The sequence below is a fragment of the Corallococcus sp. CA054B genome (assembly GCF_003611625.1).
Classification (GTDB): Bacteria; Myxococcota; Myxococcia; order Myxococcales; family Myxococcaceae; genus Corallococcus; species Corallococcus coralloides.
Genome location: NZ_RAVY01000099.1, coordinates 23,837 through 34,572, shown reverse-complemented (window position 1 = coordinate 34,572; position 10,736 = coordinate 23,837). Strand labels below are relative to the sequence as shown.

Genomic DNA, 10,736 nt, shown 5'->3' with positions numbered 1-10,736 from the left:
CCCCCACCCAGACGCTGGAGGCGAGCAGTGCACCGCTCGCGCTCCACACGTGCACCTCGCATCGGGTGAGAGGCGCGAGCGGATCCCGGTAGAAGCGCACCTTGTCGAGGACACCGGGGGCCGAACTCTGGAAGCGCACCCCCACCTCCACGGGCGTGGTGTCCGGGTCGAGCTGCGCGGGAGAGGGCGCCGTGGTGCCGTTCCACAGCGAGGCGGTCGTCTGCGCGCGCGCAATCCCTGGCATGCAGAGGAGGACGCAGAGCAGCGAGGAGAGCATTCCAATCCGTTTCATCAGGGACCTCTCGTCCACGGTCAAACCGTGGCGGAACCGTGCGGGATGCGGAATCTATCCTCGCGCGGCTCAGCGCGGGAATACGGTGGCGCCCCCCTTCATGGGGTCTGACAGTTCGAGCGGATGCATTCCCGTGCGCGTCAGGTCCACCGGCACGCGCAGGACGTGCGAGCCACCGTTCCGCTCCGCGAGGAGGAAGAGTGTGTAGTGCCCCAAAGGCATCTCGCTGTAGATGCGATCCGGCGCGGAGAACGACACCATGGCGGGCGCGAGCACCTCCGCGTTCGCCTCCGTGATACCGGGGTCCTCGTCGATGCTCGCCAGTTCCAGCGCGTCCAGGGCCTGGGTCGTCTCCGGCATGGGGACGTCCCATGGCAGCAGCAGCAGCTTGAGGATCTCGCTGTAGGCGGGGGAGTGCAGGTGCAGCGAGGCCGGTCCTCGCCGTGCCTCGAAGTCCAACCGCGCCCTGGAGCCGGCGGCCAGCTGGATTCGCTGAGGTGAGAACACGACCGGACGTGGAGGATTCATCAGCGTGTCCAGGGAGCTGCGCTCGCTGACGTGGGCGAAGCACTCGCGCTCGGCTGGCGCCCGCAGCGCATAGCGCCCCCGTGCATCGGTCTGGGTGCTCTCCTTCGCGCCGCCTTCGCAGTACACGTCCACCTCCATGCCGGCCAGCGGGACGCTTGCGTGAACGGTCACGACGCCGGAGAGCTCGGCCGCGGGCGCGAGGCGAAGCTCCACGGTGTCCTCCGCGGGCTCGAGCCTCCGCAGGGCCGTTCCGCGCTCCTTCCCTTCCACGAGGAGGAACTGGCGCCGCGCTGGAACGTGCTCGAAGCGGAAATAACCCCGGGCATCCGTCGTCACCGAGCGCGCGGAAGCGGGCGGAGGCCGGAGGTAGTGCTCGGAGTCATCCAGCATCACGACCCGCTGCTGGGGAACGCCCGTGCGCCCATCCGCCGCGACGACACGCCCCTGGAGGGGACGGCCTGCGTCGAGGATCACGTCCGGGGCGAAGGCATCCTCGTGGGCCCGTCCTTGCGCGCGCAGGATCGCGGTCGCGAAGCCTTCCGCGTCGATGATCCACTGGTAGGTCTGCTCGTAGAACGTGTCCATCACGTAGCGGCCCTCCGCGCTCTCGAAGGGCCAGTCCGAGACCCGGAAGCGCTCCACGGGGCGTCCCTGCGAATCCAGGACGCGGCCTCGCAGGGTCCCCCCATGGGACTGGAACACCCAGGGGGCATCGCTCCAGGCCTCACGGGGCTCCACCAGGCCCCAGCTCCGCGGCCCACCACCTTCAAGGTAGAGGCTCACGGGTCCCGGAAGGGGCGCGGCGAGGACGAAGTTTCCTTCCGGATCCGTGACGCTCTGGCAGTAGGCGTGCAGCCCCTCGACCTCGAAGCCCCGAGGGCCCAGCTCGGACGACAGCTTCACGCCGCCCAGGCCTCGGCCCCCGCGATCCACGGCGCGGCCTCGCCAGGCGGGCATGGGCGCCACGTCCTCGAAGCCCACCGTCACCTGGGTCTGCTGATCCGGAAGGACGTCCACGGAGACGGTCCGCGTCCACTTGCAGTCCGGCACGGGCGAGTAGGAGGCCTTGACGCGATACCGGCCGGCCGGGAGCCCGGGATGGATGAGGGGATCCTGGGACTCCCCGAAGCGTGAGTCGATGGACAGCACGAACTCCTCGCCGTCGGGCGGCAGGACCTGGGGCTTCCCAGGCAGCGGCCGCCCTTGTGGATCCCGTGTCTGGATGCGCAGGGATCCCAGACCGCCCATCGTCACGGTGAGTTCGGGGCGTGGCAGCGTGAGTTCCATGCGCACCGGACTGCGTCCCGGCTTGAAGCCTCGCAGGACTGCGGGTCCTGGCAGGACTCCCTCGAAGTGGAAGCGGCCCTGGGCGTCGCTCCGGGTCTCCAAGCGGGGCGCGGTTCCGTCGGACGGAATGAGCAACCACCGCGCGTCCGCTACAGGCTTCCCGGCGGCATCCCGCACGCGTCCTTCGATGCGCACTGCGTGCCGCAGTCGCAGGCCCAGGTGGGCGCTCGCCGCCGGCGCGACCCGCACGTCCGCGCGCAGGAGGGAGACAAAGTCCTTCGCGTCCACGCGCACGACGTAACGGCCCGCAGCCGGGTGCATCCGGGCCAGTCCCTGGCGGTCCGTGGTCCCGGACTGGACGGGAGTTTCCTCCGGATCATCCGTGCGCAGGACCCGCAGGCGCGCGTCACGCACGGGCCGGCCCTCCACGTCCTCCACCTGGATCGTCAGCGTCGCTTCCGCAGCGCGCACACCTCGCTCGGGCCCCGCGCACGCGAGCGCCATGACCACGATCCCCACCCAATTCCATCGCATGCGCCGAAACGCTAGCAGCCGCTCGAGGCAGGCGCAGCAGGATAAGCCCCTGCTTGCCCATGCCTGTCACGTCATCGCGCATCAGGGGCGGTGACTGGGATTGGGTTCCTGTTCGGCGAGGGGCGGGCGGGGGCGCGGCTGATGCTCGTTGAAACGCCCTGGGCGAAGGCGTGGATGGCGACCTTCCACCCCTCGGCGCTCCTGCGCATGCCGGACGAGCGCGCGGGCCCAGGCGCGCATCCACTTCGAGGAGGACCTGCGCCGGGTGGCGGACACGCTGCGCACGCTCGGGTGAGGCTTGTGCCCAGGCCTGCGCCCCGGCCTTGTCCCGCATGTGGGGACGGGCAGGAAAGCCTCTCCCGGGCCGCCTCTTGAAGGCCCTGGGGTGCGGCCCAGATTCCTCGCATGGAACTCCTGGTGGTCCCCTTGCAGCCCCGCTTCGAGCAGCTCCTCACGGACCAGCTGCGCCGGTTGGCGAAGACGATGACGCGCGAGCAGTTGGTCGAGTTCCGGCTGAAGCAACTGTATGACTGGGAGAAGGTGGAGGACCCCGTCACGCGCCGCTTCTTCCGTGCTTCCACCCTGGCGTGGACCCGGGAGGAACTGAAGGCACTCGTCGAGGCCACCCTCCGTACGTACCTGCCCGAAGAGGAACAGGAGGAGGTCCACTGATGGGCTATCCCAATCTCGGAAACTTCGCGGACATGATCCACCTGGATCCGGATTTCGATCCCCAGGCCCAGCCCCGCGACGGCACGGCCATCGACCTGTTCGACTTCGGCAACCCCTACGCGCCCACCAGCCCCGAGGACGAGCTCGAGCAGTACTTCAAATGGAACCTCCAACGGATGCTCGACCAAGCAGGCAGCATGTAGCGAGGAAGCCGCCCATGCCCATCCCTCCCGGATACGAACGGCTGGAAGCCATCGAGGACCTGCTGGAGGAGCACCGCCTGCTCATCCACGAACAGCTCGCGACGCTCTCCTGGCAGGAGGTGGCGCTGGACTTCCAGGCCGAACAGGAAGCGAAGGCGAAGACGCCATTGGAGAAGGCGGTGGCGCCACGGGTCGCACTGACGCTGGTGGCGTACCAGGACTTCACGCGCCGGCTGCTCCTCACCTACCGCCACTATGAGCAGGGATTGCAGGAGCGGCTGGCGGGCCTGACACCGGAGGCGCCATGAGCTTCGAGGCCTTTCCCGTTTCCGGAGGCACGCTGCTCCACGACGGGGACTACGCGCCCTTCGCGGCCAGCTTGTTCGCGCAGGCGCGCAAGCGGCTCTGGGTGTCTGTCTTCATCATCGACACGCGTGTATTGAGGGATCCGCTGCGGTCGGTGCGCGGCCTGGTGGAGCAGCTGTCCCTGGCGCGGTGGCGGAACGTGGACGTGCGGGTGCTGGTGGGGGTGTCGGACACGCCGGAGGTCCACATCGCCAACACCACCTCCGCGCTCTACATGCGGGAGCTGGGCCTGCCGGTGCGGCTCTTCCACTCCGAGCGGCACGTGAGCACCCACAGCAAGTTCGTCATCGTGGATGACCAGGTGTTGCTGGGCAGTCACAACTGGACGCACTCGGCCTTCCACGTGAGCCATGAGGACTCCCTGGCGGTGAGCTCGCCACAGCTGGCGATGGGACTGGGGCGGGACTTCGAGCGGCTCTGGATCGAGGGCGCGCGGAACGTGGAGGTGGCCCATGCGTCCTGAGTGGTTCGTGCCGATGGTGCGTGGCTGGTCGGAGCAGCTGCGGTGGGAGCCGGGCGAGTTGGATCGGGCCACCGGGCTGCTGGTGGAGCTCAGCCGCGCGCACGGCGGGGAGCTCGTCCTGGATGAGGAACCCAGCGAGGACTTCGCGCGCCAGTTCGCGCTGCGCCGGACCCAGGAGGTGCTGCAACGGCGGATGAACCGCTACGCCCGCGCGCTGGAGGAAGGCGCCGCGTCCGAGCGCTACAGCCGCCCCATGCGTGGAGCGTCCGACACGCCGGCGCTGCCCTTCGTGACGCCGCACGAGTGGGTGGACGCCCTGGAGGTGAACACGGCCAGCGTGAAGGAACTGGAAGCGCTGCCGGGCCTGGGGCAGGTGCTCGCGGAGCGCATCGTGAGCCACCGCCGCGCGCAGGGCCCCTTCCCCACACTGGAGTCCCTGCTGCGGGTGGAGGGCCTGGGCGTGAAGGCGCTGGAGCAGCTCCGCGGGCGGATCCTCCTGGAGGAGCGTCCGCCGGTGTTCCGGAGCAAGGCGCAGGAGGCGTTCCTCCAGGAACCCTCCTTCGCGAGGTACGTGCAGTGGGTGGCCGCCAGTGCAGGCTCCTTCCTGTGGCACCCTGCGCGGGGCCAGGGCCCGGTGGCGCAGGTGCTGGTGGAACTGGAGGAGACCCTGCGGGATGCGCGGGAGCACCCCCATGGCGTGGCGCGGCGGCTGGGGGCCACGCGGGCGAGCGTGGCGCGGACCGAACAGGAGCGGTTGGAACGGGCCCAGGCCCACGCCGAGGACGCCTCTGGCGCTGTCCGGACGGGCGTGCTGTTGAGGCAAGGCCAGTATCCGGAGTTCGTGGAGCGGCTGCTCTCAGGGGCGACGCGCTCCGTGCGGGTGGTCCTCTTCTTCTTCCGGTACGTGGATGCGAAGTACCCCACGCATGGCCTGTTGCAGCAGCTCATCGCGGCGCATGAGCGCGGCGTGGACGTCCAGGTCATCCTCGACCAGGACGCGAAGGGGGATGTCTATCATTCCCACATCATCAACCAGCCGGCCTTCCAGGCGCTGAAGGCCCGGAAGGTGCCGGTGCGCTACGACGCGGCGAGCCGGCTTACGCACTCCAAGCTGGTGCTGGTGGACGGCAGGCACCTGGTGATGGGCAGCCACAACTGGACGTTGAGCTCGTTCACCCGCTACGACGAGACGAGCCTGTACCTGGACTCGGAGCCGCTGGGGACGCGGCTCGAAGAGCGCTTCCGGACGCTGTGGACGGAGAAGGCGCGGCGGGAAGCCGCGGCCTCCCCCATGGCCGCGGAGTCCGCGGTGGCCGAGCCCTAACGCGTCACGGGCACCTGCTCACCATCAGCTCGCCGCCGTTGTTCGTGGCATTGATGCGGAAGCTGAACACGTAGTCGCCGGCCTCCGGAATGGCCAGGGAGGACTCCTTGCCAGGGCCTGCGGCGAGCGACATGGGCTGCTCCGAGGCAATCACCACCGGGGCTCCGCCCGAGACCGCGAGCTCCGTCGACCAGTCCGCGCTGGCGAACTTGAAGGTATAGGCGGTGACGTCCGGCTCGTTGACCACCACCTGGTAGATGTTGTCGCCCTTGTAGGCGAACCGGCGGTTCGCGGGCGTCGCACCGAAGTTGTCCCCACCGACATAGCTGCCCCGGATGAAGAGCTCCTTGCCCAGCGGGCCGAGCCCATCGACCGTCGGAGCGTCGCAACGCGCCAGCGGTCCCTGCCCGGAGAGCCCTCCTCCCGGTCCTGTCTGTGGGCCTTCCGCCGTCGGCGAAGCGATGTCGAAGAACCGGGCCTCGAACGGCTTCAGCGCAATCTCATGGTGCCCGTCCGAGAGGGCCACATCGGCGCCCCCCAGCAGCCCGACGAGGGCTCCCGCGCTGCCAATGGCCGTCCCGGCCACGGTGATGACCGCGGGCGTCGCCTTCGCGTTCAACACATACAGGACGTTGTCGGTGCCCTTGTCCTTGCGGTCGATGTAGACGTTTTCGTCCGAGTAGATGTGCGTCCGGCTGCCATTCGCCAGCGCGGGATGGACGTCGCGCAGCGCCATCAGTGAAGCGACGTAGTGTTTCAGGTCCGCCTGCGCGGGCGAGAGCACCGTGGCAGGCGCCCCCACCGTGGTCGGGATGCCTTCCACGATGGCGGAGGTCCGGGAGACGTGGTCGTCGCAGACGCCCCGGACGGCGCAGGTCGCGTTGTCCTCCTTGGCCGCGAAGCCCGGCAGCTCCTGCCCGACCTCATCCCCGTAATAGAGCGTGATGGGGCCGCTGTACTCGGCCATGACGCTGAAGGCGGCCTTGTGACGCGCCCACCACGCGCCGTCCTGTGGCTCCGCCAGGCCTCCTCGTTGGAGGAGATCGCCGAAGCGGACCAGGTCGTGGTTGGTCAGCATCAGGTTCGGCATGGCGTGGGCCGGGTACGCCAGCTGGTTCTGATAGCCGGCCTGGAGGTTGCTCGCCCCACGGTTCCCCGTGCCGGACTCCTCGACGGCCAGGGTCTGCACCAGGCTGTAGCGCATTGGGAAGTCGAACGCGGACAGCAGCGCGGGGCTCGAGGTGGTGCCATAGCCGGTGGTGGCGATGTCCACCGGCCCGCTCCAGATCTCCGCCACCATGTACCCCAGCGGATGGACGCTCTGGCCGGCCGCGTTCGTGTAGCTCACGCCCGCCGCGGCGCTGGCGACGGCGCTCCGCAGGTCGTCCCAGTACTGCACCGGAACCTGGGCGGCCTGATCCAGGCGCCATCCGTCGACCTTGTATTCAGTCACCCAGTGCGTGGCGACCTCCTTGAAGAAGTCGAGGTCGTCCGGATACACGGCTCGCCGCCCGGTGCCCCCCTGCTCCCCCGTGGTGGAGAGCTTGCGGCCCAGCGGTGAGGAGTAATCACTGGCATTGACCTTGAAGTGGCCGAACACGCCATCGAGGAAGACATACAGCCCCCGGGCATGGGCGCCCTCCACCAGCTCCTTGAGCTTGGCGTTGGTGCCGAACTTCGGGTCGACGTTGAAGTAGTCCGAGGCGAAATAGCCCGTGGCATCGAGGCGGCTGGCCCAGTCGTCCTGGCCACTCACCGGCACGCTGTGGAAGACGGGGGTCAGCCAGAGGGCGTTGACGCCCGTGGACTGGATGGCGTCAAGGCTGTTGATGATGCCTTGCAGGTCGCCCTTGTGATGGCTGGTGCCGTAACCGGTGTTGGAGTCCGCGGTGCTGTCGGCATCGACGAAGGCCTCGACCATGACCTGGTACAGGCGAAGACCGCACTCGGGTTCGCCGTTGCCCCTGAAGCAGGCCAGGCGGCTGTCGGCCCGTGCCGCGGCGACGTCGACGGCAGCGGTGTAGGAAGCACCCGCGTCCACCCCGCCATCCTCCACGCCCGCGTCCCCTCCCCCATCCACTGGCGGGGGCGGGGTCCCTCCATCGCCACCACTGCTCCCGCCCTGGCAAGCGACCAGGACACCCGCCGTCACCAGCGTGAGAAGGGACTTCCGCCAAGGCATGACACGCGCTCCCCAGGGCCAACGCCCCATGCAAACCCACGGAGCAGCATATCGCCTACGGCGCGAAGCGCCTGCGTCCGGCGGCTGCTCATCCCCGCCGGAGCACGTTGGCCCGCATCGCCTCCACCGCGTCCTTGGCCTCCTTCAGGCCCACGCCGTGCTGGGCGCGGTAGAGCTTGATGGCCTGGATGAGGTCGTTGTCTCGAATGGCGCGCGCGATGGCGTCGTCCGCGTCCGAATCGGACAACTCCCGGCGCTCCGGAAGCGCCATGGGCGCCCGGCCATCGCGCATCGCCTCCACGGCGTCCTTCGCCTCCTTCAGGCCGACGCCGTAGAGCTCCCGGTAGAGCTTGATGGCGTTGATCGTCTGCCCGGCCTGAATCAACTCCGCGAGGCTCTTTCGCCCCTCCTCGGGAGACCGGTGCATGGGCGGCTCCGAGGGCTGCTCACGATGGGAGGGGCGCAACCAGAGGCCGATGAGGGCTCCCATGAACACCGCGATCACCAACAACACCAGGAATGACGAGGACATCCCACGAGCATACAGAACTGGGAAGCCAGGCACGCCTATCCAGGCACCCTCGCCCAGGCTCCGAAGGCCAGCTCCCCGATGAAGGTCGCACCCGCTTTCGCGCGCTCCTCCGCGAGCCGCTGATCGAGCGTGTCCACGTCGAGTTCCGCCTCCGTCGCCACACCGTGCTTCACGATTCGGGGGATCATCGCGCGGACGATGGCTCCCGTGGGATGCGCCTGCGTCGGCGTCTGCACGACGGCCACCGCCCGGACCTGTTCCACCGTGAGCCCCGCCTTCGTGAAGACCGACGCCAGGTCGAAGCCCATGTGGATGTTCGCGCCTTCGCGCTCCACCGTGCGCCAGATCCACTCACGCACCTGCGCGTGAAGCGGCAAGGGCGTGAGGCTCGCCGGTCCCACCGTCGAGTCGTGCTCCTGGAAGACCATCAGCCCTCCAGGCTTCAGGGCCCGTGCGAGAACCCGCACGGCGTCAACGGCGTCCGCCTGGTACATGAGCACCCGCCGGCCCACGACCGCGTCGAACAGGCCCTGCTCTTTCGGCATCGCATGGAGGTCTCTCTCCACGAACGTGACGTTCGGCAAGCCCTGCTCCCGCGCCCTCACGCGGGCCTGCTCAATCGCCCCGGAATCGCGGTCCACGCCCACGACCTGCCCCTGCGCGCCCACCCGGCTCGCGGCCATGAAGGTCACGTCACCCCTTCCACAGCCGACATCGAGCACCCGCATTCCCGCCCCGAGGCCCGCGTCCGCCAGCAGGCGCTCCGTCATCGTCGCAACGTTGTCCATGCGACCGACGGTAGGCAGCCCGGCCTGGTCCCGGAAGGGCGCGGCTTCAGGTGTCATCGGCGGATCTTTCGATCCATGGGCCGATCCCGACTGAAGCGTCACTCCGGATAGGAGTCCTTCGCGCGCTCCTTGCGCTCCTGCTCCTCGCGCTTGTGCTCGTTCAGCTGGCGGTCCATCCGCCTGTCGCTCTCGCGTCGCTCGCGTAGCCTCTCCGGATAGCTCGCGGCGATGAGGGGGGCGAAGTGCTCGAGGGCCTCCTTGAGGTCGGGGAAGGGAACCTCCTTCTTCTCGACCAGGATCTCCCACGGCTCTGTCATGGAGCCACGGGTCATCTCGAAGCCGACCCCCTTGTACGCCCAGGTCGTCGGGACATCGATGACCACGCTGGTGTATTCTGCCCACTCGCAAGTCTTGAGGAAGACCGAGTCCGGATAACGGCGCTGGCCTCGTTTGTCGCGCCGCCGGTAGGTGAGTGAACAGGCCTCGAGCGGCCGGAGCTGCTCCTGGATCCGGGCCAGCTCAGGGAGTCCGCCCACGTCCGTGGTCGTCAGGAAGCCCCCCTTCTGGAGGCCGATGAGCAACACGCCCAGGCCAATGCCGAGGGCGATCATGACACTGCTGATGATGAGGACCTTCGTGCTGGAGTTCATGTTCACAAGCCCCGTCGTTTATCCCAAGGGTTCACGTCCAGGCGAATCCCAAGGAGAGAGGCGGCGATCTTCACGCGGGCCGGTCGAACTCAGCCTGCCTGTCAACGGAGGGCCTTCCTGGGGCCGCTCTTCCAGCCGGAGCGGTTGCTGCGGAACGTGGAGCGCGTGTCCCTGGAGCTGGCCCCCGAGCGCGCCACCACGTTGATCCGAGAGCGGGTCGCGCTGGGCTACCTGCCGGAGTCAGTCCGTCAGGGCGCGGTCCAGATGGCGGCGATGCCCTCGTTCTGCGAGGCGCCGCCCGTCGTTTCGATGAAGAGGGACCGGATGCGCTTGGAGGACTGGAACCCCACGAACTCGAAGGCATTGGCCCCCGTATCGAGCACGGCGTCCTCGAAGACCTCCTGGGTGGCGTCCGTGAAGGTCAGGGTCACCTTGTGCTGGGCCTGGCTGTTCGTGAGCAGCTCCAGGCCCACCGAGGAGACGGGACGCAGGAAGGCGACTTCGAAGTCGTCCTCACCGTTGGCGATGATGGTGGGCTTCACGGGCAGGGGATTCGTGTTGTTGCTGTGATTCCAGCCGGGCCCCATGAAGCAGAGCCAGGTGCTGGCTCGAGGCGCCAGGACGTTGACGGTGGGCGCGCTGGAGCCCCACGGCAGGTCGATTCCCGGCAGTGTCGGGCCGCAGCTCGACCCCGCACCTGACGGATGGTTGGGATACGCATCGAACGCGTTCGCGGGGAACGTGAGCAGGGTGGCCCCGGTGGCCGCCGTGAAGTCCGCCTGCTGGGTGAAGACCTGCGAAAGCCCCGCTTGCTGCGTGCCGAGCACCGCGGCCTCTTCGTCCTGCATCGGTGCGCCGCATGAAACCAGGACTCCACAGCCAAGAACCCACATCGACCTGAACATGTTCATCGCC

The 10,736-nt window shown here is 68.6% G+C and carries 12 protein-coding genes; 5 read left to right on the top strand and 7 right to left on the bottom strand.

The genetic code is table 11. The features are described from left to right. Both D7V80_RS23205 and D7V80_RS23200 read right to left on the bottom strand, forming a co-directional pair. Window positions 1–292, bottom strand: a 292-nt coding sequence (locus D7V80_RS23205) for a DUF4082 domain-containing protein (RefSeq protein ID WP_147447191.1), incomplete at its 3' end; no start/stop codon positions are given. 69 nt (window positions 293–361) lie between these two features. Continuing rightward, window positions 362–2,626, bottom strand: coding sequence for a carboxypeptidase-like regulatory domain-containing protein (locus tag D7V80_RS23200; RefSeq protein WP_158616684.1), 2,265 nt, complete (start codon window positions 2,624–2,626; stop codon window positions 362–364). 420 nt (window positions 2,627–3,046) lie between these two features. Here D7V80_RS23200 and D7V80_RS23190 point away from each other — a divergent pair, with 420 nt between their 5' ends. The 5 genes from D7V80_RS23190 to D7V80_RS43685 are packed head-to-tail and all read left to right on the top strand — an operon-like array spanning window position 3,047 to window position 5,669. Then, on the top strand, window positions 3,047–3,313 hold the full coding sequence (locus D7V80_RS23190) for a hypothetical protein (RefSeq protein WP_120590226.1): 267 nt from the start codon (window positions 3,047–3,049) through the stop codon (window positions 3,311–3,313). Beyond that, a complete protein-coding gene (locus D7V80_RS23185; protein WP_120590225.1) occupies window positions 3,313–3,516 on the top strand; it encodes a hypothetical protein in 204 nt (67 codons plus the stop codon). The genes D7V80_RS23190 and D7V80_RS23185 overlap by 1 nt, the downstream gene beginning before the upstream one ends. Window positions 3,517–3,530: 14 nt before the next feature. Continuing rightward, a complete protein-coding gene (locus tag D7V80_RS43690; RefSeq protein WP_120590224.1) occupies window positions 3,531–3,824 on the top strand; it encodes a hypothetical protein in 294 nt (97 codons plus the stop codon). After that, a complete protein-coding gene (locus tag D7V80_RS23175) occupies window positions 3,821–4,345 on the top strand; it encodes a phospholipase D-like domain-containing protein (RefSeq protein WP_120590223.1) in 525 nt (174 codons plus the stop codon). Before D7V80_RS43690 ends, D7V80_RS23175 begins: the two co-directional genes overlap by 4 nt. Continuing rightward, window positions 4,335–5,669: a phospholipase D-like domain-containing protein gene (locus D7V80_RS43685; protein ID WP_120590222.1), complete on the top strand. Its 1,335-nt coding sequence runs from the start codon at window positions 4,335–4,337 to the stop codon at window positions 5,667–5,669. The genes D7V80_RS23175 and D7V80_RS43685 overlap by 11 nt, the downstream gene beginning before the upstream one ends. A 4-nt stretch (window positions 5,670–5,673) precedes the next feature. Here D7V80_RS43685 and D7V80_RS23165 read toward each other — a convergent pair whose 3' ends face one another. The 5 genes from D7V80_RS23165 to D7V80_RS23145 form a co-directional block, all read right to left on the bottom strand. Continuing rightward, window positions 5,674–7,851, bottom strand: coding sequence for an alpha-amylase family glycosyl hydrolase (locus tag D7V80_RS23165; protein WP_120590221.1), 2,178 nt, complete (start codon window positions 7,849–7,851; stop codon window positions 5,674–5,676). Window positions 7,852–7,939: 88 nt separating this feature from the next. After that, a complete protein-coding gene (locus D7V80_RS41865) occupies window positions 7,940–8,383 on the bottom strand; it encodes a ribosomal protein L7/L12 (protein ID WP_158616683.1) in 444 nt (147 codons plus the stop codon). A gap of 35 nt (window positions 8,384–8,418) precedes the next feature. Beyond that, complete coding sequence (locus D7V80_RS23155; protein WP_120590220.1) at window positions 8,419–9,228, bottom strand: methyltransferase domain-containing protein; 810 nt, start codon at window positions 9,226–9,228, stop codon at window positions 8,419–8,421. Between the two features lie 41 nt (window positions 9,229–9,269). Then, on the bottom strand, window positions 9,270–9,821 hold the full coding sequence (locus tag D7V80_RS23150; protein WP_147447190.1) for a hypothetical protein: 552 nt from the start codon (window positions 9,819–9,821) through the stop codon (window positions 9,270–9,272). Window positions 9,822–10,069: 248 nt separating this feature from the next. After that, window positions 10,070–10,669: a hypothetical protein gene (locus D7V80_RS23145; RefSeq protein ID WP_120590218.1), complete on the bottom strand. Its 600-nt coding sequence runs from the start codon at window positions 10,667–10,669 to the stop codon at window positions 10,070–10,072. Window positions 10,670–10,736 lie beyond the last annotated feature (67 nt).